This window comes from Rheinheimera sp. KL1, assembly GCF_001275035.1.
Taxonomy (GTDB): Bacteria; Pseudomonadota; Gammaproteobacteria; order Enterobacterales; family Alteromonadaceae; genus Pararheinheimera; species Pararheinheimera tangshanensis.
Genome location: NZ_LAMX01000013.1, coordinates 20,376 through 41,828 on the forward strand (window position 1 = coordinate 20,376; position 21,453 = coordinate 41,828).

The window sequence follows — 21,453 nt, forward strand, 5'->3', positions numbered from 1 at the left end:
AATCGCCACTATAATGCTGACTTCCCAGCCGGCATAAGGCTGGTGCCGAGGTATTGAATAGGGATCCAGTTTTGTATTTCAGGTGAACCTGCTGAGGTCATAGTAAAAGTCACTGAACCTAAACCTAAAGCAGCCGGAATAAAACGCCTTGGCAGGTTGGCGTCTTTAAATAAACTCACCGCCATAGGGTAAGCAGAAAATGCTACGACAAAAATGCTGACGCCACCGTAAGTCAGCACAGCGCAAGCCAGCACAACAGCCAGCACCGCACGCTGTTTACCTATACGTTTGACGATAGCCAGTGCAACAGCGTCGGCAGCGCCTGTATGCTCCATCAGTTTGCCAAACAAAGCACCGAGTAAAAACATTAAAAACCAGCTGGAAACAAAACCGGCAAAACCTGACATATAACCTTGTACAAAATTAGCCGGGTTATCGGCCAGCCAAAATGGGATGCCATTGAATAAAGCCACAAATAAAGCGCACAGTGGCGCCAGAATAAACAGGTTTACCCCGCGCATCGTCAGCACTATCAGTAACACCAACCCCGCCAACAGACCAAATAAACTCAGCATAGAAACAACCTTGTGTTTTTTCTTTAGTCTGGTGTAAAGCCGGGTGGCAAACCATAGTACTAAGGTACAGTCTGTTAGCTGTTCTGTTTGTTAACTCTTTTATTTTCATGCGCTTACCTGTAGTTTGTGCTGGGTATAGTACTAAGGTACAGCTTAACATTTCGACAGGACAGCCTAGAGTGGTACTGGACAAGTTAGCAGGAGAAGCCAGATGGCCCATAACAATAAGAAGACGAAGACTGTATTCCAACCCACTTTATTAGCAGTGCTGATAGGGTCAGCATTAATTAATCCGGCAATGGCGGAGCAGGCCAGCGAGGAAACAAAACAACAAGAAGAAGCGACGCTGGAAGTTATTCAGGTGACAGCCCGTAAAACCGCTGAAAACCTGCAGCAGGTGCCAGTAGCGGTGACCTCTATAGGTGCAGAAGCTCTGGCGCAGCGTGGTATTGAAAACTTAACCGCAGTGCAGGCCTATTCACCGAACACTACCTTGCAGGTATCCCGTGGCACCAATAGCACTTTAACGGCTTATATCCGCGGTATTGGCCAGCAGGATCCGCTCTGGGGTTTTGAACCTGGTGTGGGTATTTATATTGATGATGTGTATATGGCTCGTCCGCAGGGCGCTGCTATGGACGTGTACGATGTAGAGCGTATCGAAGTATTACGTGGCCCTCAGGGCACTTTGTATGGCCGTAATACCATAGGCGGTGCGGTGAAATACATCACTAAGCCTTTAAGTGGTGACAATGAACTCAGTTTACGTGGCACTTTAGGTAACTATGGTCAAAAAGACTTTAAAATTGCCGGTCAGACGGCATTAACAGACAAGCTGTTTTTTGGTGCCGCTTTAGCCACGCTAAATCGTGATGGTTTTGGTACTTATCTCAATACAGGTGCGGAGAACTACGATAAAGATATTCTGACCGGCCGGGTCAGTCTGCAGTATCAGGCGACAGACAACGTGCGTATTAGTTTTGCTGCCGATCGCACTGAAGATGATTCAAACTCCAAAGGCGGCCATCGTTTAACACCAAGTTTATTTACAGGGGATGCGCCACCAGAAAGCGTATTTGACTCCAATACCAGCATGCCAGCGGATAACTCAGTCGTGACTGAAGGTCAGTCTTTGACTATTGCCTGGGATATCAACAGCGACTGGACCTTCAAATCTATTACGGCCAAACGCGAAGGCGTCACCGACACCAATATCGACTTTGATGCAACAGAATTACCGTCACTGGACGTTCCGGCCTTCTATGAAGATGAACAAACCTCACAGGAATTGCAGTTGTTGTTTAACGGCGACAAACTGACCATGGCCTCTGGCCTGTACTATTTCAAAGGCGAAGCTTGTGGTGCTTTTGGTACTGTGTTGGTGCAGGGCTTGGGCGTCACCACTGAAAACGGTGGTTGTGTGGATACGGACAGCGTAGCCGCTTATGCCCAGGGTAGTTATCAATACACAGACAAGCTGTCTTTCACTTTAGGTGGTCGTTATACCAAAGATGATAAAGATGCCGAAGTCTATCGCTTCGTTTATCTGGGTTATAAAAACCCAAGGGACGCTGGCACTCCTATCGCAGTGCAGTCTGATTTTACAGGCAGCGAAAGCTTCAGCCATTTTTCACCCCGCGTAGGTTTTGAATACCAGAGCAACGACAACTTTATGTGGTACGGCTCGTACACCGACGGTTTTAAATCCGGTGGTTTTGATATGCGCGGCAACCAGTCTATTAACCCGAATGCGGGCGACCCGTATCAGGAAGAGACGGTAGATACCTTTGAAGTTGGTTTTAAAAGTGAGTGGAATGATCGTACTTTACGTTTAAACGCGGCAGCATTTACGTCCAGCTATGACGATATGCAGGTGACTGTGCAGCGTGCTGTGAATAACACTGTGGCATCTCAGGTATTAAACGCCGCCAGCGCTGACATTCGTGGTTTTGAAGTGGAGATGATCTCTGTTTTGACCAGTAACTTAGAGCTGACTGGTATCTTAGGGTACACAGACGCTAAGTTTAACGAAGTGGTGTTTTTTGACGCTGCGTCTCAGACCAATGTTGATGTATCTGATATTTGGTCTTTTGCCAATACACCCGAGTGGACTGGTACTTTAGGCCTGAAATACACCCAGAGCGCCAGCATAGGTGAAATTGTGTATAACGTCATGGGGTCGTACCGCGCTGATACGCAGATTTTTGAAGTGCCGTCCGTGCTGGACTTTGGTGGTTATACCCTCTTCAATGCTGGAGCTACCTGGTACTCCAACGATGGCCACTGGGACTTATCCGCTCAGGTGCGCAATATAGGCGATAAGGAAACCCGTATTGCTGGGTACAACTTCCCGCTGCTGGCCGGGGAGCAAACCATTACCGCCTACTACGGTGATCCAAGAACTTATAGCTTAACTTTGGGATACCGTTTCTAAGCTGACGGTGTGATGTAGGGGCGGAGTTTATCTCCGCCCTTGTCTGCGGTTTCAGGTGGAAAAGGCGCAGCCAATAAACTTATGTAACTGGGGCGAAAAGGCCGGATGAAGTATGTTATAAAGAGGTCTCATAGTGTTGATACAGTATTGTTATGATTGCAATTATTGCTGATGATCACCCGTTATTCCGTGTCGCTCTGGCACAGGCTTCCCAACAAATTCTTGGTACAGATGCGGTATTACTGCAGGCCAATAGCATGGCGCAGTTATGGGCTTTATTGCTGCAACACCCTGATACTGAATTCATCTTTTTGGATTTGAAACTGCCGGATGCCGAGGGTTTTGCCGGTTTGACGTCGCTCCGCACCGAATACCCCGATATCGCTATTTTGATGGTATCTGCTATTGAAGATCCTGCTGTAATTAAGCAAGCCTTGCAGCTTGGAGCTTCGGCCTATATTCCAAAATCTGCGCCGCTGGATTTATTATCCGAAGCTGTAGCGCAGGTTGTCGCAGGGGAGAGTTGGGTACCAGCTGAACTGGTCAACGAAGTGGAAAAAGCCAGAGATCTGATTGATCAGGATTTTGCCCGCCGGCTGGAGCAACTGACGCCCCAGCAATTTCGGGTGCTGAAAATGATCGCTGATGGCTTACTGAATAAACAAATTGCCTATGAAATGCAGGTGCAGGAAACCACCATCAAGCAGCATGTGTCAGCGATTTTGCGCAAACTGAATGTGAATAACCGGACTTTGGCCGGGATTATGTTTGAAAAGTTAAAGCTGCCAGACGAGTTCTGATTCTCCGTCGTACTTGGTTTTGAACTGATATTTCTGACGGGCAGGGATAAACCCAGCCCCTACTATTGGTATGGTTAGTTCAGGTTCATCTGTTGTTTCGCTATGCCAAGCAAATGTGCTCTGTCTTCTATGCCATTGGTGCCGCCGTTAATTAGTTGGGTGACTTTGGTTAAATCGTCAGCTTGTGCTGCAGCATTGATATTGCGTTTTTGCCAATACCAGCAGCCTGAAGCTACTGCCAACACTGGATCTGTAGCGACTAAATCCGGTTGACTGACCACATCCACGCCCCAGTCCTGACTAAAGGCCTGATAGTTAGCTTTGCCTGTTAACTGAATAATGCCACGGCCTCTGTAGGCCCAGCCGTCACCACTTTGTTCATTGCCATTACCCATTCTGTTGGCATAAATACGGTTGGCGATTTTTTCCGGCTGACGGGCGTAGCTGCTGACGTCCACACCAACAAAATACTTAGCAAATAAAGAGCTCAGCGCAGAGGCGCTGTAGTTCAGGTTTTCTCTGAGTTGTGAGTAACCGGCGCTTTCATGAGCGGTTTGCGCCATAAAATGCGCGATACACAAAGGCGGCGTAATTTGAGCTTTAGGTAAATCCAAAGCCAGCGCTTGGCAAAAGTTAGTTATAGCAGCGCTGTTTAAAGCCGGGCATAAGGCTGATAACAAAGCCGGGCTCACCAGTGAGGCGGAGGTTGTGGTCGGTATGACTGGTAATTCTAACTGTTGACCCGGATAAAGCTGGTTCGGATTACTCAGATGATTCTGACTGGCAATCCAACTGGCTTTGCTACTATCCCCATAATAACTGGCGGCTATGCTACTTAAGCTATCTCCGGCTTTGACCTGATAAAGCATGATGCGCCCCCTGTCGTTGTGAATAACAGGTACAAAGTATGGTGCAGTTTTTGTGAAATGAAGGAAGATTTTTTCTGATTATATAGATGGCAATAGATACAAAATCGCATGGAGCGATTTGCACTCACATCGTCCATGATGTTCGCCTCGGGCAGCTAAAGCTGTGCACAACGGCTATCCTGCCGTTTTGTGAAGATTGGAGCGAAGCGACGATGGCCCGACAGGGCGAAGCCGGATAAAACATTGCCAACAGTTTGGCAATGCGGATGAGCGCCAGTGGCTCTGTCCACTGGCCGGAAGGCGCCATGGATGGCTGCGAATACAAAATCGCATGGAGCGATTTTGAACATTAGAGCGAAGCGACGATGGCCCGACAGGGTGAGCGCCATGGATGGCAGCGAATAAAAAAAGCCCACCGCTTTGGGTGGGCAAAAGAGGCGGCAACGCCTTTTAGCTAGGAACTGGTAGTTAGCAGCAACTGACTGTTGTAGCTTGGTTTGAAGCTGAAACTTGAGCTTGCTTTACCGGACTGACAGTGGCTGTTTTATCTGCTCCAGTCTTTAAAGCAGTGGTGTCCGGCACATAACCATGAAATTCAGCTAAGCCTTTAAAGACCTGAATTAAACTTTGTTTGAACATAGTATCGCGTCTGAACATCGTCTCGTCCTCCTGCTGTTTGAATAATGAGCAGTGTAGAGAGGTTTAAATAGCTTGATTAGCCGGATCAACAAAGACAGATAGTTTCCTAAAAGAAACAGTCAGGACGAAAAAATCCGGTTAAAATCAACACCGAAAACAATATAAGAAAAAGGTGCAGGGATGTCGTTGCTTCAGCGTTTAAGTGATATGGCCACTTTTGCCAAAGTGGTGGAAAGCCGCAGTTTTACTCAGGCAGCTGTAGCGCTTGATATGTCCAAAGGTGCTGTCAGTAAAGCCATTAGTCGTTTAGAGCAACATTTGAATGTACGTCTATTGCAACGCTCCACCCGTCAGTTGAGTTTAACCTCAGAGGGGGAGGCCTTTTTTGATTACTGTCAGCAAGTGGTGGCACAGGCCGACAAAGCTGAGCATCATTTGTCCGAGCTGAGGGATGAACCTTCAGGTTTAATTCGCATTAGTGTCCCTGTCACTTTCGGTACTTTGCGCATAGCGCCTTTGTTGCCACAGTTGTTGAAACAATACCCTAAGTTAAGCATTGAGCTGGATTTGAACGACAAGGTCATCGATCTGATCGCGGATAAAATGGATTTAGGTATACGTTTTGGTCGTTTGGCTAATTCCAGCCTGATTGCCCGATCTCTGCCTGGTTTACCTATTACCATGGTTGCCTCTCCTGGCTATTTGGCCACTTTTGGCACACCGCAAAGCCCGGCCGATTTATGTCAGCATCAATGTTTAAGCTCGGGATCGTCCATTGCCGATCGCACCTGGTTTTTCCGTTATATGGATCAAAGCATTGAAGTGTTGACCTCTGGCCGGGTGTTATGCAACAGCAACAGGGCGCTTAAACATGCCGCTCTGGCGGATATGGGATTATTGTTTGTGACCCGTTATCAGGTGGAAAAAGAGCTGCAAAATGGCAGTCTGGTGGAGGTGATGCAGGACTATATGCCTGAACCCCTGCCGCTACATCTGGTGTATCCAAACCGTCATCATATGAAGGCGGGATTAAAGGTAGTGATCCAGTTTTTACAGCAACAGTTCGCGGTCTGAATCAATTCAGCAAACGTTGCAGCAGTCGCTTCAACGACACCTCTTTTAAGGGTTTGAGCATAAAGTGAAAGCCTGCATTCAGAGCATGCTGACGGATATCTGCACTTTGGTCGGCTGAGTTGATCACGACTGGCGCACTGATACCAAAGTGCTCGGCCAGTTGCACTGCCACTTCCACTCCTGTTGCGCCCTGATCCAGATGGTAATCAAACAGCATCAAATCAGGTTTAAAGCCTTGTTGCACAGCAGCTAAAGCTTCACTGGGGGAGCTGACCGCTATCACGTCACAGTGCCAGCTTTGCAGTAACTGTGACACCGCCTGCAGCAACACAGCTTCGTTATCCATCAGTAAAATACGTTGTCCGGTAAAGCGGCTCGGTTGATTGGACTTCAGTTGTGGTGTGACTCTTTGGCTAACGCGCATAAGTGGTAGCTGAACATAAAAGCAGCTGCCTTGACCTGGCACCGAACGAAAGCTAATTTGATGGCCTAATAAGCTACAAATACGCTGACTGATCGCAAGCCCAATGCCTAAACCTTTTTGATCAGCCTGACTGCCTTGTTGGAACTCATCAAAGATTTTCTGTTGATCTGCTTCGTTAATACCCACACCTGTGTCACAGACACAAATATGTAAATACTGTGCCTGACGTTTTACCCCCAGCAGAATTTTGCCGTTTGGCGTATAACGCAGCGCATTGGCCAATAAATTCTGCACTACTCGTTTTAACAGTTTGGCGTCGCTAATAGTGCCAAGGTGGCTAGGCACATACTTAAAGCTTAAACCTTTGCTCTGGGCCAATACCGCAGCTTCCCGAGCGCTTTGATCCAGCAATTCAGATAAAGCAAAAGTTTCAGGCTGGGCTTTAACGACACCAGCATCCAGTTTGGTCAGCTCCAGAATAGCGGCTAGCAACTCTTCGGCAGAGTTGAGCGAATGAGTTAAGTTTTGTGCCAGCTGTTTGACTTCATCCTGCTGACTTTGTTGGCGAATAAGGCCACAAAATAACGCCGCTGCGTTAAAAGGTTGCATCAAATCATGGCTGGCAGCGGCAAAAAATCGCGTTTTCGCTGCTGTGGTGGCTTCGAGTTGTTGTTTGGTGTGTTGCAGTTGATGGTTCAACTGCTCCAGCTCGGCGGTACGGCTTTTCACCCGTTGTTCCAGCGTGTTGTTGCTTTGCTCTAATTCACGCTGTACTTCAATAAAAGAGCTGACATCGCTGTAGGTGGTCACAAAACCACCGCCGGGCAAGGGATTACCCAACATTTCAAAAATACGGCCATCCTGTTGCTGGCGCTGAAATTTATAGCTGCTGCCCTGACGTAGATAATTCAGCCGTTTTTGCACTTCCAGAGTAATTTCCTGTTCAGATAAAACCTGGCCCGCTAAACCCCGTTGCAGGTTATAACGAATAAGCTCTTCCACCGGCCTTCCTACTTCAACCAAACCCGGTGGATAAGCAAAAAGCTCAAGATAACGTTGATTCCAGGCGATAACCCTTAAATCGGCATCCACCACACTGATGCCCATGCTGATATTATCGATGGTGGCGTGCAATAAAGCCTGATTAAACTGAAACACCTGACTGGCTTCGTCGACAAAACGAGCAACAGATTCGATCGGCAGTTGGGCATGTTTACCTGAGGCTTGTAATAAAAGCCGCATGGATGCACCACCCACCACAGCCGCCAGGCTACGTTCCACCGCCTGCATAAATTGTGGGTTGGCCCATTGTTCCATCTCCAGACCAGTTTTACTGTAACGTTGCAGCAGTTTTTTCGCTTCTTTTTCACCGGCAAAACGCCGCACCAGTAAATAACCATCCTGCACACTCAGTACCGGGTTTTGATTGTTGGTGCTGGGCTGGCTCGGACGACGTAAAAAGCGGTAGCTTTCCAGCCATTCGCCTAAACGGGTTTGACTGAAATGACTGACCAGAAGCAACATGGCTGTATTAACGGTGAGACTTAATACCACTCCTAAGCTGACCGAATCGATCTGGCCACCAAATAACTGAGTCGGTGCCAGCCACTGCACACCTAAAGGACCATCTGTTAACCAGGCACCGCCAATAAAACCAGCTCTGGCCAGCTCCGGCAGTAATAAAATATAAGCCCAAATCAGCAGACCACTGCACAAGGCAGCTATGGCGCCTTGTCGGTTAATGCGCTGACTGAATAAACCTAAAATTAACGCAGGCGCTAATTGGGCTACTAAAGCAAAAGCCATTAATCCCAGCTGAGCCAGACCTGTACTGGTGCCTATCCAGCGGTAATACAGATAACCACAACATAAGACAGCCAACATAGACCAGCGCCTTAAGGTCACTACTTTGATTTTTTGTTGGCCTGGATCGTTAGTATTTTGTTTGCGGTAAATCAGCGGAGTTAGTAAATCGTTGGTGATCATAATACCCAGCACTACAGTGGCGACTATCACCATGCTGGTAGCGGCAGAGAATCCACCTAAATAGGCCAATAACGCTATGTCAGTGCGGTTGGCTGCTAATGGTAGTTGCAGCACCACCAGATCCACATTGGCTTGTGGCCCCAACATCATAATGCCAGCCAACGCCAGAGGCAGGGTAAATACACTCATCAGCAGCAGGTAGCCAGGGAATATCCAGCGGGCTTGGTGCAAATAGCTCAGTTGCTGGTTTTCAACAAAACTGACATGAAATTGGCGGGGTAAACATAAAGTGGCGATAAACCCCAAAAGTACATGCACCCAATAGACATAAGAAGGCTGACCTTGTTGCTGAATGTGCTGCACGGACTGATGTTCAGCAGCTTTGCTGAAAATATCCTGTATGCCGTCAAACATACCCCAGCAGACAAAAATACCAATACTGACCAGCGCCAACAATTTCACCAGTGATTCAAAAGCTATAGCGGCCATCAGGCCGGGATTAGGTTGATGCGCTTTGGCACTGCGACCGGAAAATAATAAAGCAAACACCGCCAGCCAGAGCGTGACATAAAGTCCGGTGTCCTGATACCAGGGCCTGTTGTCCTGCATCACCACTAGAGCCTGAATGCTGGTGCTGATGGCCTGCAGTTGTAAGGAGATATAAGGAATAATGGCAATCAGCACTATCACTGTGGTGAGAATGGCCAATAAGCGGGAATGCCCATAACGGGTGGCGATAAAGTCGGCGACTGAGGTTATACGGTAACGGCGACAGGCAATAGCAATACGGCCTATTAAACCAAACGCAAACCAGAATAAAATCAATGAGCCAATGTAAGTCGGTGGTATCCACCAGCCATTGACTGCTGCCTGAGCTGTGACGCCGTAAAAGGCCCATGAGGTACAGTAAATCGATAACGCGAAACTGAAAATCCAGGGCGATACAGGGTGATGGCGCTGCAGTCTGCGGCCCACCGCTCCGACACCCAGCAGCACCAGTAAATACAGCAAAGACAAAGCAGCAATGGTGCCAAGACCTATGTTGCTGGCAGGTAAAGTCATAATCAGGTCAGTGGCCATGAAATAATTTCATTCTGCCCTGATGTTTTGGTAGCTGTCCAGCACGCTGTTGAAGACATTTAACGAGCTGTCCAGCCACCGTCCAGTACCAGTGTCTGAGCTGTGATATGTCGGGCTGCAGGCTCACATAAAAAAGCCGCTGTGCTGGCAATTTCATCCACCCCAATAAAGGCTTTTTGTGGCATAGGTGCCAGCATAATTTGCTCTATCACTTGTTGTTCTGTCAGGTTATGTTCTTTACTCTGCGCTGCTATTTGTTGATCAACCAGCGGGGTGCGGACATAAGCAGGACAAATGGTATTGATGGTGAAGTCAAAGTTAGCATTTTCTAACGCCACTACTTTACTAAACCCCAATAAGCCATGTTTGGCGGCGACATAAGCGGATTTAAAAGGTGAAGCCACCAGCGCGTGGATAGAACCAATATTAATGACCCGGCCAAAACCTTGTTGCTGCATCCGTGGTAACACAGCTTTGGTGAGCATAGCCGGGCCCGTCAGCATCACTTGCAGCAGTTGCTGCCATTTTTGTTCAGGGAAATCTTCCAGCCTAGCGACGTGCTGCACTCCGGCATTATTGATCAGAATATCGATTTGATAGGCCTGAGCGCAGGCTTCGATAGAGCTTTGTTCTGTCAAATTCAGCAGTATGCTGCTGGCTTTATAACCTGCGGCCTCTAGCTCGCGCTGACGCAACTCCAGCTGGCTGCTGTTGATATCCGCCAAAATCACATGATGGCCCAAACGGCCAAAATGTTCAGCCACTGCAAAACCAATACCACCAGTACCGCCTGTTATTAATACATTCATCATCCAACTGCCTGTGCTGATAAAAACTCTCTATCGGGCAGAGTAGGAGCTCAGGGATTTAAGCACAACGGTACTTTAGTGCTATAGCTGAAGGTTTTTGTCTGCAAAAGTATTTAGTCGTTAGTTTTTGCTGAACTATAGGCTGGCGGGAAACTTTGTTTTGTCTGGCCCGTCAGCTGTGATAGATTTAAGCTTCACGTAAAAAATAACTACAAAGTACTGTTAGCACAATGGCATGGATAACTGATGTTTTTATCTGTTATCACAAATAAATAGCATTAAAGCTGAAAATAATAGCCATTTATAAAAACTGCTGCAGCACTATACCCACTCTACAGGGTAGAACCGAGGACAAAGTATGGAACAATCTACTGCGCTGATCACCAATGATGCGGTGGTACTAGGGTTATTGGCTGTCATTTTGGGGTTGGTGTTTCATACCAGCCAAAGCAGCAATAAATATTGCCAGGGCTTTTATAAATATGTACCAGCTTTATTGCTGTGCTACTTCATTCCGTCGCTATTTAACAGTTTCGGCATTATCGATGGTGATAAATCTGAACTCTATAAAGTGGCATCACGTTATCTGTTGCCAGCCAGTTTAGTGCTCTTAACTATTAGCGTTGATTTTAAAGCTATTTTAGGATTGGGCCCTAAGGCCCTGATTATGTTCCTGACGGGGACTGCCGGTATTATTATAGGTGGGCCTTTAGCTTTGGCTCTTGTTGGCAGTGTTGCACCTGAAGCTGTAGGTGGTGAAGGTGAAAATGCGATTTGGCGTGGCATGACTACCATAGCCGGCAGCTGGATTGGCGGTGGTGCGAATCAGGCGGCAATGAAAGAGGTGTTTGAAGTTGGCGGGCCAATTTTCTCGGTGATGATTACCGTGGATGTCATAGTAGCGAATATCTGGATGGCGGTATTGTTGTGGATAGCCAACAATTCCGAGCGTTTTGATCGGGCCAATAAAGCGGATACCTCAGGCATCGAGGCCTTAAAGCAAAAAATTGAGAAGTATCAGGCCGAAAATTCCCGCAATCCGAGCTTAACTGATTTAATGAAACTGGTTGCAGTTGCCTTTGGCGTGACGGGTATTTCGCATTTGCTGGCTGATAGTATTGCGCCATGGATTGAACTGAATGCACCAGAGTTGGCGATGTATAGCTTAACCAGTACTTTCTTCTGGCTGGTGCTGATTGCAACGACTTTGGGCTTGATATTGTCTGCAACCAAAGCCCGTAATTTGGAGGCGGTGGGTGCTTCAAAATTAGGTTCGGTCTTTATCTACATTCTGGTTGCAACTATTGGTATGCATATGGACGTGACCGCTATCCTGGATTATCCAGTGATGTTTGTGGTTGGCGTGATTTGGATGAGTTTCCATGCAGGTCTGCTGATTTTTGTTGCTCGCCTGATTAAAGCTCCGATGTTTTATATGGCGGTGGGTAGTCAGGCCAATGTGGGTGGTGCTGCTTCTGCTCCTGTTGTCGCTGCGGCCTTTCATCCGGCTTTAGCTCCTGTGGGTGTATTACTGGCGGTATTAGGTTATGCGCTGGGCACTTATGGTGGTTATATAGCGGGATTATTGCTGCAGCAGGTTGCGCCTTAAGCCATTCAGCTGAGGTCACTCATGCAGTGGGGCAGAGTCAAGACTCTGACTCCACTGGAGCTGTCGATTCTCTTACCAGTAACTCAGGAATAAAAACCGGCTGATCGTCAGTCTGATTTTGACAACCCGGTCTGGTGTGTTTAAACAGTAACTCGGCAGCGCTTTGCGCTATGATGCTGTTCGGCTGGTGTGCTGTGGTCAGTGGTGGCCAGGTTTGGCGTGAAAACGGACTGTTCTCAAAACCCACAATAGAAAGCTGCTGTGGAATTTCAATATGCTGCAGACGGGCACTAAATAAAGCCCCTGCGGCAATTTCATCGTTACAGGCGAATATAGCGGTCGGCTTGTTGGCTAAGGCCAGCAACTGAGTTGCGCCTTTGACTCCGGATTCAAACGAATAACTGCCCGGCACGATAAATTTGGGGTTGGTTTCTATACCTCTTTTGGTCAGTGCGGCTTTGAAACCTGCTAAACGTTCACCACTGGAACTATGTTCCTCATCGCCACATAAAAATGCGATCTGGCTATGACCTAACTCCAGCAAATGGTTAGTGATCTTAAAGGCTGCCGTGAAGTCGTCGACCAGTACGCAGTTAGTTTGTTTCGGTGACGGAGTGGAGCCGGAAATAATACGGACAAAATCGACATTAATACGACTCAGTGCCTCGGCAATTTCAGGCATTTCTGAAAATGGCGGAGTGAGGACTAAACCTGCCAGCCTGGAATGCTGCACCAGATCGATCACTTCCTGCACTATGCCCGGGGATTTAGCATTGGTCGGATGGATCAGCAGCTCATAACCATGTTTACGGCAAGCATCCAACAAACCTCTTTGCATATCAATTACATAGTAGGCGTTCGGGTTATCATAGATATAACCAATGCTGTACGATTTAGTGCTGGCCAAGTTACGGGCTGCAGCATTTGGTTGATAATGAAGCTCCTGCATCGCTTGATTCACTTTATCGATCGTCGCTTGTTTTACCGACGGTTCGTTGTTCATCACCCGCGACACTGTCTTGATTGACACACCCGCTTTTGCAGCTACGTCATGAATGGTCACTTTCATTGCTGGATCCCAAAAAGCACAACACCGCAGGGCCTTATGCTGAAAATTAATAAGACGATTTTTCTGCTGAACCAGCTAACTTAATGACAGCGCTGGTCATTTTGTAACAAAGATTAAGTTAAGGGATAACTCTTTTTGCAAAAACGGCAAACATTTATTCTGGCGTTTTTGTTTAAAAAAACGACTTCTTTTTAGGGTTAAATGATTTCGTCATTTTTTGTTATATAAATCATATATATACAAATAACTTAAGGTGGTGCATGCCGAAGTAAGCAGGAAAAGCGTTATAAAAAATAGTTCTAACTGCAGAGTTCTGACTTTTTAAATTCGTTTAAATTTTCAGCTAAAGGAGTTTGCAAAGCTGATTTTTTTTGTGTATGTTGAATTTCAATGACAGCGTTGTCATGAGGGATCATGAAAATCTGTTGTTTCAGGACATAAAAAAATCATCGCACAAAAAAGATCAGGAATGGGAGAGAAGCTAATGTTGCACAATAAAATGAATAAGTGTGCTCTTGCCGTAAAAATGAGTTTGTTGATTGGTGCCGCAAGCTGCGCATTACCGGCCCTTGCCCAGCAGCAAGAGCAGGCAGCGCAGGAAGAAAAAGTGGAAGTGATTGAAGTTCGTGGTATTCGCGCTTCGCAGGAGGCCAATATCAATGCCAAGCGTTTTTCAGCTGCAGTGGTTGATGTCGTCACTGCTGAGGATATTGGCAAGTTTCCGGATAAAAACGTTGCTGAATCTTTATCCCGTATCACAGGTGTTTCTGTCACCCGCGGTTTTGGTGAAGGTGAAAAAATTGCGGTCCGTGGTACAGATCCGGCGCAAAACCGTACCTTGTTAAATGGTGCTTCAGTAGCTTCCGCCGATTGGTTCGTATTGGATAACCCGTCACGCGCTTTTAACTTCACATTATTACCTTCGAACCTGGTTTCTGATTTAGAAGTGTATAAATCACCGCAGGCCGATATTCAGGAAGGCTCATTAGGTGGAACCGTTTATTTGAAAACCCGTAAACCTCTGGATCTGGAGGCTAATACAGTATCGTTACAGGTGCAGAACCAATACAGCGATGTCTCCGAAGAATGGGATCCGCAGTTATCCGGGCTGTATTCATGGAAAAATGAAGACGAGAATTTCGGTATTCTGGTGTCACTAACCAAGCAGGACCGTACTTTAGCCCGCGAGGGAAAAGAGGTGTTAGGCTTTGGTCGTCAGGAAGTGGATGGCGAAGATTACTGGGCTCCACGTATTATCGGTGACGCTTTTTTCCAGCAGGAGCGCGAACGTGAAACCGGCTTAGTTTCGGTGCAATGGCGTCCGTCAGAGCAAACTGACATCGTATTAAACGTGTTAGATACTACTCTGGACGCGAACAACATCAACCACAATTTATATACGTTTTACAACTCAGGTTTTGTAGAAGACTCAGCCGTGATCAAAGGCAGTGGCATAGTGTCAGGCACTGCAAACAACGCAGGCTCGGAGTTTGCCATCATTGACCGTATTTCCTACAGCGATGCTCAGTCTTATGATTTTGAAATCAACCACACGCTGGACAGTGGCAGTAAAATCACAGGTAAGCTGGGTACAACAGAAGCTGAAGGTGGCACATCACGCGACAGATATCATCAGTTTAACGGTACTTATGCCTCATCCAGTTATGATTCTGGTCTGAATCTGTCGAATTATGTCACAGCCGGTAATCTTGAAACTCAGGATGATATTCTCGGCCGTACGCTGGACTGGATGCAGGAAGGTTCGCGTGTCATGACGGATGAAGAAGACTATGCGGGTCTGGATTATTCGTTTGATGTGGACCACGGTTTATTTAACAGTATCAAGACGGGTGTGTTTTATCAGGATCATACCAAAGGGCAAAAACAAGACGGTATCCGTTTCCACTGGAGTGCAGATTCTCAACATGTTGATCCTGTGAATGGTCCTTATGGTGTGCTGAAACCGGGCGAAACAAATTGGGCCAATCAGGTGCTGGGGCAATACACTTTCGCTGATTTTGCTGGCGGCGACAGTTATGCCTATTACCCGCTGATGAGCAGAGCTAATTCTGCAACTCTCGCTTTCCCGGCTGAAGCTTATGGCTCACCTACTGCACGTTTTCTGTTTTTACCTAATACCTGGGAAGTGAACGAGAAGGTGTGGGCTGGTTATATCAAAGGCGACTTCTCCGGCGAAGGTGTCCGCGGTGATATGGGCGTACGTTTAGTGAAAACTCAGGTGGAGTCTTCCGGTTATAACTGGGATGGTGACTGGGTTGCAGCCTCTATCTCTATGCTCGATGGTTATAGTTTGTTAGCTGGTGCTGTTGACTCTGCCAATGAAGGAAATTGGAATGTTCGGTATGCGACAGTGGATCATGAATACACTGATGTATTACCTAACCTGAACCTGGTGTTTGATGTGGCAGAAGATACTTTATTACGTTTCTCTGCTGCCCGAGTGATGTCGCGTCCTGATTATGTGAATATCGCTAACCAGCAATCAACCAACACTGTCACTCTGACAGGTAGTCGCGGCAATCCAATGTTGGATCCGGTGCGTGCTAACCAATTCGATATCGCATACGAGTGGTATTTCAATCCAAGTTCTTTATTAGCTGCGACCTTTTTCCATAAAGATATTAAAGGTTCTGTGCTGAATACTGTCACTCTGGAAACTGTTTATGACGAGATCAACGACGAAAACGTTGAGGTGGCGATCACTGAACCTGCCAATGGTTTAGGTGGAACAGCTCAGGGTGTTGAATTGTCCTATCAGCAGGCTATCGGTGATTTTGGTGTTATTACTAACTACACCTACACAGATTCCGACAGTGATCAGGCCCGTGATGCGGTGAATAATCCAGGTTCAGGCCTGATTATTGGCAGCTCCAAGCATATGGCTAACTTAACTGGTTATTACGAGAATGATCTGTTCAGCGCCCGCCTGAGCTACAACTACCGCACTGAGTTTTACAACGGCTTAAGCGAGTTTGGCTCTGAGTCCTACACTGACAGTTTTGGTCAGGTCGACGCCAGCTTAACTTATGATATGAACGAGTATGTTCAGTTTGTATTTGAAGCTGTCAACCTGTTGGACGAAGAGGTGTATCAATACCACATTGATAAAGAGCGTCCGACATCTATCTATAAAAACGGCCGTAGGTTTACCTTGGGTGCTAATTTAAGATTCTGATAAAGAACTGCTGAATAAAAACGGCATACCTGAGTGTGCCGTTTTTTTTGCTCTGAATAAAATGAACTGCGAGCCATCTCTGCATAAATCTGGTCATAAAAATTCTGTGTTTCCTCTGGTTTCGAAGCAAAAACTGGGGTAAGTTGGGGTCTGAATTAAGCATACATCGGTCTGCTGTATATTGGTCGTTAACCCGCAACAGGGTTAGATTCGTTAATGATGTAAAAGGTATTATTCATGTCACTGCAAATTGCTCCATTACAAAAAGAAAAACATGCACAAATAAAAATTAACACTGCAAACGCTCTGGCTTTTGCGCAAGAGCAACATATTCTGCCTGTTGTAGTTCAGGAGTTTGTGCGTATTGGTGCTGAATTACCTATAGTGTTCATTAAAGATCCTGCTACAGAGCGTTTCGATGCGGTAGTTATGCTGGGCCTGAAAACAGGTGAGAACCTGATGCTCACAGAGGGAAGATGGCAAGGCTTTTACGTACCGAAAGTGTTATGGAATCACCCGTTAACTCTGGCTGATGACCCAAGCAAGGAAGGTCAGCTGCTTGTCGCTCTGGTTGAATCAAGCCCAATGGTGAATACTGAAACTGGGCATCCGTTATTTAATGAAGATGGTTCAGAGTCTGACTTTTTAAAATCCCGTGTCGATTCCATGCGCGAATTTTTTATGCAATCTCAATCCACAAAAGCCTTTAACAAGACGCTGGCTGATATGGAATTGTTGATCCCTCAGACGTTAACCATCAGATTAGAAGGTGAACCTCGTGAGATATCAGGCATCTATATTGTTGATGAGAAGAAACTGAATTCATTGTCTGATGAACAATTACTGGATTTGATCAAACGTGGTTTGATGCCAGCCATTTACGCTCATTTAATGTCATTACAACAAGTGCAGCGTCTTGGCGATCGGGCAAATAAAGCCGTGGCAGCAGCCGCCTAACTTTGATTTATCACAACAAGCAGCACGGTCTGTGCTGCTTGTTGTCTCCTTTCTGGTTTCGCCCCCTGTTTCAGCTGCTTCCTTATCAATGTTTACTTAAGGCTCTTTGAGTAAACTGCTCTTGGCTTTCTTTTTCTTCATATCCAAATAGAGCAGACAAGCTGGCTATCTATGGCGCAGCTCAGTAAAGTAAAGTGATATCAGACTCAGGAACTGTGAAATTTTATGCAGCAGGTGCGGTGGGGAATTATAGGGTGTGGCAATGTCACAGAGTTAAAAAGCGGTCCGGCTTTTAACAAAGTGGAGCAATCCAGTTTAGTGGCGGTAATGCGTCGGGACGCGGCCAAAGCAGAAGATTATGCCAAACGCCATCAGGTACCTCGTTGGTATAGTGATGCGCAGCAATTGATCAACGACCCCGAGGTCGATGCTATATATGTGGCGACCCCTCCTGACAGTCACAAAGACTATGCGTTGCTGGTCGCTGCCGCTGGTAAAATTTGTTGTGTTGAAAAACCTATGGCACTCAGTACAGCCGAATGTATCGAAATGACGTTAGCTTTCGAGCAAAAACAGCTGCCTTTGTATGTGGCTTATTATCGTCGCTCTTTGCCGCGTTTTTTAAAAATCAAAGAGTGGCTGGAACAAGAATTGATTGGTGTGCCACGTCAGGTGCAATGGAGTTTCTGCCGTACTCCGAATGCAGTAGATCTGGCTGGTCACTACAATTGGCGCACTGATCCGGCCAAAGCAGGTGGCGGCTACTTTATTGACTTAGCCAGCCATGGTCTGGATTTATTCTTATATCTGCTCGGGGATGTGCTGGATGTGCGTGGTATCAGCCAAAACCAGCAACAGCTTTATGCAGCAGAAGATGCGGTATCTGCGGTCTGGCAGTTTCAATCAGGTTGTTTAGGTGCTGGTTTCTGGAACTTCGCTGCAGCGCAGCGGACAGACAGAGTGGTGATATACGGCAGTAAAGGCCGGATTGAGTTTTCTGTATTTGAAAATGAGCCCGTGCTGTTGTTTAGCGCAGAACAGCAATTCAGCCTGGATATAGCGCATCCGGAAAACATCCAGTTTTACCATATTCAGGCGATGGTGCAGGATTTGCTGCATGGCACTGGTCACCCGTCTACAGGCAAAACTGCGTTAAAAGCCAGCTGGATGATGGAGCAGATCCTGGGGCCAGAGTTTTAACTCAGCCCCAAGTCCAATGGCGAGAGTGATGCTGGTTGTTAATCCAGCTGAGTGACTCTGCTGGTTGCGCCATTTTTGGCTTTAGTCCGCAGTAATAAATTACTGCCGACTTTTACCGCCTCTGAGTAAGGTAACCAGCTTTGGCCCTGTCTTCACTGTATTCGATAGTTAAACCGGGCCAGGCGCTGTTTGCCAGTAATAAGCCGTCTTGTAGCACTGCTCCTGGTGGCGGCAGATACAAAGCCACACCAGCTTCGGCTAAACGTGGTAATTCCTTTTGCGTTAAGGTCCAGCCAAAACGTTGCCAGTCTTGCTGGCGTTTTTCTGTGTCTGGTTTTGCACCTTCCCACTCTGCTTTGTACCAGGCCCGCTCTGCCAACGCCAATAAGCGTGGATACAACATTTGCTCCAGTTGCTCTGGGGTGCGAATGGTTTCAGTCCAGATTTGTCCTTGAATACCCAAAATGTTTTCTGGCTTTTCTAAGGCTGGTAACTCTTTACCTAACAAAGTTTCCAGATCGTCAATCACTTTACCCTCACGGGTTTTATCAGCATTGGCGTATAAATCATCCGGCATATAACCAAATACTTTGGCGACATCAGTGAAGCGGGCCGCCCAATAATAACCACGTTCTTCCGGATGGGCTTCGTAAGGATGGTCAAAATACAAATGGGTGCCATGCGATAACACGACCTGATAACCAGCGTTGGCTAAACGATAAGCTCTGTCGGCGACACCCCATTCCCAGATATTGTCCCAGACATTGGCATAGACTTTTTCATTGGCAAACTGCTTACGATTAAAGGGATTTTTGGCGTCGTACATTAAACCGTCTTCCCAGCCACCTAAAATCAGTTGTCGGTTTGCTGCCAGCTGTGCCACTTTCGCGACAAAATAAGGCTTTAAATCTGCAACTCCGGCAACTCCGCTGTCTGGTGTTGCTATTAACTGCTGGCAAGCCGGAGAGGCTGTCCATGAGCCTGCTCCCGTTTCATCACCGCCCATATGGAAAGTGCTGAGTTTTAATCCTGCCTGACGGTACATTTGCTGCAGTTCGTACATCACTTTATCAACAAAAGCGTAAGTAGAGGGTAAACAGACATTGATCGAATTGTCTGTATAGTTTTGCACTGTGATGTAGTTCGATTGATCCAAAGGGTCGGATAATAAATACTGCCTGGCTTCTGCGTCTTTGCCTTGCTCTTTCAGCGTCAGATAACGAGCCTGCATGGCTTTTACTGCAGCTCTGGCGTGACCCGGCATATCTATTTCCGGGATGATCTCAATATGACGAACTGCGGCATATTTTAGAATTTCAATAAAGTCGGTTGTGCTGTAATAACCATTGCCGTTGCCTGATGGAAAAGGACCTGTACCGAGCTGAGTCAGCAGACAGTTGCGTTCGGATACATCAAAACAGCGTTTTGCGCCAATTTGAGTCAATTCGGGTAAGCCAGGGATTTCAATGCGCCAGCCTTCATCTTCGGTTAAATGCAGATGCAGTTTATTCAGTTTGTAGCGCGCTAGTTGATCAATCATCCGCAAGGTGACTTCTTTGCCATGGAAGTTGCGCGCCATATCATAATGCAATCCACGCCAGCTAAAACGTGGCCAATCCTTAAGTGTCAGATTGGGTAACACAGTGCGCTCGCCTGCAACCGGCAGCAGAGCCAATAAGCTTTGCACGGCATAAAACGTACCTGCATTATCATTGCCATTTAGGGCAATTTGCTCATCGTGGATCACCAACTGATAAGCTTCGGCTTTGTCTTCGTTCTTTGAAATCCCTAAAGCTATATGGGGCTTATTTTTCGCTGGCCTTTGTGTCGTTAAGGCCAGTGATAAGCCTGTGATCTGTTGTAACTGCTGCTGTAAATAACTGGCTTCAGAGGTTAAGCGGCCGCTGTGATAGATGTGCCAGTCTGCAGTGAGTTTAGTTTGTCCGCGCTGGTAACTGATCTGTTGTGGACGTGGCACTATGGACAATTGCTCCGGCTTTTCAAAGGCGGACAGCTGCTGTTGATTGAGCACAAAACGGCTTTGACTGGTGGCTATTGGGTATAAATCGGGCCCCGGCTGATTAAAACGTTGTAATTGTTCTGGTTGAGTATAAGGTTCGACAAAACGACTGAAATCTTCTGTATCTGTATTGGCAAAGATTTCAGGCGTTAAACCTTTTGCAGTAATAAAAGCCCGCGGCATCCAGTCGCTGTAACTGACTAAAGAAGAAGAAGGGGAAAAGGTAAAATTCAGCTGCTCACCCGGTTTTAAGCCTTTAAAATCTGTTCCTGGTGTCACACTATGTAAGTCACCTTGCACATGCTGCAGCCTTAGTCCTTTTTGGACCTTCGTATCCAGTTTTCTAATGGCATGAAAATACATGACCCAGTTGCCGGCACCAGCACGCAGAGCCACAGATGAGTTATTCCGCATTACAAATTCAGCCTGAGGTTTTGGCACTGTGGCTGAAGTAAAATTAGTTTTGACTGCAAATTTTAATTCAGTGTTTTTTGCAAACTCGGCTAACTCGGATTGAGTAAAGGCTTGAACTTGTCCGCTCAATAAGTAACTTATACAAAGCCATAGTAGTAGAAAATACTTCATCGCACGCTCCCCAGAACAGCGGTACACTGTACTGCATGTTATTCCCTGATAAACCGCTTTGCTCACTGAAGGCCTGTCCAGGCATAAGGTGGCAGAGCGCGACTACAAGGTGATTGTTATTTAATTG

14 protein-coding genes are annotated in these 21,453 nt (G+C 46.8%); 7 read left to right on the forward strand and 7 right to left on the reverse strand.

Translation table 11 applies throughout. The features are described 5' to 3' along the window. Positions 1–8: 8 nt before the first annotated feature. Positions 9–575 (reverse strand): GntP family permease, encoded by a 567-nt coding sequence (locus tag WH43_RS20410; protein ID WP_286049532.1) that lies wholly within the window; start codon positions 573–575, stop codon positions 9–11. Between the two features lie 211 nt (positions 576–786). Here WH43_RS20410 and WH43_RS06400 point away from each other — a divergent pair, with 211 nt between their 5' ends. Together WH43_RS06400 and WH43_RS06405 are read left to right on the forward strand one after the other, a co-directional pair. Then, complete coding sequence (locus WH43_RS06400) at positions 787–3,009, forward strand: TonB-dependent receptor (RefSeq protein WP_053423808.1); 2,223 nt, start codon at positions 787–789, stop codon at positions 3,007–3,009. A 152-nt stretch (positions 3,010–3,161) separates the two neighbouring features. After that, positions 3,162–3,809, forward strand: a complete 648-nt coding sequence (locus WH43_RS06405) for a response regulator (RefSeq protein WP_053423809.1) — start codon at positions 3,162–3,164, stop codon at positions 3,807–3,809. A 74-nt stretch (positions 3,810–3,883) separates the two neighbouring features. Here WH43_RS06405 and WH43_RS06410 read toward each other — a convergent pair whose 3' ends face one another. Both WH43_RS06410 and WH43_RS06415 read right to left on the reverse strand, forming a co-directional pair. Further along, positions 3,884–4,678, reverse strand: coding sequence for a glycoside hydrolase family 19 protein (locus WH43_RS06410; protein ID WP_082335701.1), 795 nt, complete (start codon positions 4,676–4,678; stop codon positions 3,884–3,886). Positions 4,679–5,146: 468 nt separating this feature from the next. After that, positions 5,147–5,335, reverse strand: a complete 189-nt coding sequence (locus tag WH43_RS06415) for a hypothetical protein (RefSeq protein ID WP_053423810.1) — start codon at positions 5,333–5,335, stop codon at positions 5,147–5,149. Positions 5,336–5,497: 162 nt separating this feature from the next. Here WH43_RS06415 and WH43_RS06420 point away from each other — a divergent pair, with 162 nt between their 5' ends. Beyond that, entirely contained in the window at positions 5,498–6,391 is an 894-nt protein-coding gene (locus tag WH43_RS06420; RefSeq protein ID WP_053423811.1) for a LysR family transcriptional regulator, read from the forward strand. A gap of 1 nt (position 6,392) precedes the next feature. On the opposite strand, the gene WH43_RS06425 is transcribed toward WH43_RS06420, so the two are convergent. Together WH43_RS06425 and WH43_RS06430 are read right to left on the reverse strand one after the other, a co-directional pair. Then, entirely contained in the window at positions 6,393–9,881 is a 3,489-nt protein-coding gene (locus tag WH43_RS06425) for a hybrid sensor histidine kinase/response regulator (RefSeq protein WP_053423812.1), read from the reverse strand. A gap of 59 nt (positions 9,882–9,940) precedes the next feature. Next, positions 9,941–10,693, reverse strand: a complete 753-nt coding sequence (locus WH43_RS06430) for a 3-hydroxybutyrate dehydrogenase (protein ID WP_229670221.1) — start codon at positions 10,691–10,693, stop codon at positions 9,941–9,943. Positions 10,694–11,048: 355 nt separating this feature from the next. Between WH43_RS06430 and WH43_RS06435 the strand changes: the two genes are divergently transcribed. Beyond that, entirely contained in the window at positions 11,049–12,299 is a 1,251-nt protein-coding gene (locus tag WH43_RS06435) for a DUF819 family protein (RefSeq protein WP_053423813.1), read from the forward strand. 37 nt (positions 12,300–12,336) lie between these two features. Here WH43_RS06435 and WH43_RS06440 read toward each other — a convergent pair whose 3' ends face one another. Then, entirely contained in the window at positions 12,337–13,368 is a 1,032-nt protein-coding gene (locus WH43_RS06440) for a LacI family DNA-binding transcriptional regulator (protein WP_053423814.1), read from the reverse strand. 484 nt (positions 13,369–13,852) lie between these two features. On the opposite strand from WH43_RS06440, the gene WH43_RS06445 reads away from it, so the two are divergent. The 3 genes from WH43_RS06445 (at position 13,853) to WH43_RS06460 (ending at position 18,721) form a co-directional block, all read left to right on the forward strand. Beyond that, positions 13,853–16,564, forward strand: a complete 2,712-nt coding sequence (locus WH43_RS06445) for a TonB-dependent receptor (protein WP_053423815.1) — start codon at positions 13,853–13,855, stop codon at positions 16,562–16,564. 237 nt (positions 16,565–16,801) lie between these two features. Next, entirely contained in the window at positions 16,802–17,521 is a 720-nt protein-coding gene (locus WH43_RS06455; protein WP_053423817.1) for a SapC family protein, read from the forward strand. 225 nt (positions 17,522–17,746) lie between these two features. Continuing rightward, positions 17,747–18,721, forward strand: a complete 975-nt coding sequence (locus WH43_RS06460) for a Gfo/Idh/MocA family protein (protein ID WP_053423818.1) — start codon at positions 17,747–17,749, stop codon at positions 18,719–18,721. 112 nt (positions 18,722–18,833) lie between these two features. Here the strand turns inward: WH43_RS06460 and WH43_RS06465 are convergent, their stop codons facing one another. Continuing rightward, positions 18,834–21,326 (reverse strand): family 20 glycosylhydrolase, encoded by a 2,493-nt coding sequence (locus WH43_RS06465; protein ID WP_286049534.1) that lies wholly within the window; start codon positions 21,324–21,326, stop codon positions 18,834–18,836. Between the last annotated feature and the right edge of the window lie 127 nt (positions 21,327–21,453).

Bases quoted from the DNA above. Each gene is read 5' to 3' on its own strand.
- WH43_RS06410 (WP_082335701.1), bottom strand. From the start codon at position 4,678: ATGCTTTATCAGGTCAAAGCCGGAGATAGCTTAAGTAGCATAGCCGCC.
- WH43_RS06460 (WP_053423818.1), top strand. From the start codon at position 17,747: ATGCAGCAGGTGCGGTGGGGAATTATAGGGTGTGGCAATGTCACAGAG.
- WH43_RS06420 (WP_053423811.1), top strand. From the start codon at position 5,498: ATGTCGTTGCTTCAGCGTTTAAGTGATATGGCCACTTTTGCCAAAGTG.
- WH43_RS06430 (WP_229670221.1), bottom strand. From the start codon at position 10,693: ATGATGAATGTATTAATAACAGGCGGTACTGGTGGTATTGGTTTTGCA.
- WH43_RS06405 (WP_053423809.1), top strand. From the start codon at position 3,162: ATGATTGCAATTATTGCTGATGATCACCCGTTATTCCGTGTCGCTCTG.
- WH43_RS06425 (WP_053423812.1), bottom strand. From the start codon at position 9,881: ATGGCCACTGACCTGATTATGACTTTACCTGCCAGCAACATAGGTCTT.
- WH43_RS06455 (WP_053423817.1), top strand. From the start codon at position 16,802: ATGTCACTGCAAATTGCTCCATTACAAAAAGAAAAACATGCACAAATA.
- WH43_RS06465 (WP_286049534.1), bottom strand. From the start codon at position 21,326: ATGAAGTATTTTCTACTACTATGGCTTTGTATAAGTTACTTATTGAGC.
- WH43_RS06415 (WP_053423810.1), bottom strand. From the start codon at position 5,335: ATGTTCAGACGCGATACTATGTTCAAACAAAGTTTAATTCAGGTCTTT.
- WH43_RS06435 (WP_053423813.1), top strand. From the start codon at position 11,049: ATGGAACAATCTACTGCGCTGATCACCAATGATGCGGTGGTACTAGGG.
- WH43_RS20410 (WP_286049532.1), bottom strand. From the start codon at position 575: ATGCTGAGTTTATTTGGTCTGTTGGCGGGGTTGGTGTTACTGATAGTG.
- WH43_RS06445 (WP_053423815.1), top strand. From the start codon at position 13,853: ATGTTGCACAATAAAATGAATAAGTGTGCTCTTGCCGTAAAAATGAGT.
- WH43_RS06440 (WP_053423814.1), bottom strand. From the start codon at position 13,368: ATGAAAGTGACCATTCATGACGTAGCTGCAAAAGCGGGTGTGTCAATC.
- WH43_RS06400 (WP_053423808.1), top strand. From the start codon at position 787: ATGGCCCATAACAATAAGAAGACGAAGACTGTATTCCAACCCACTTTA.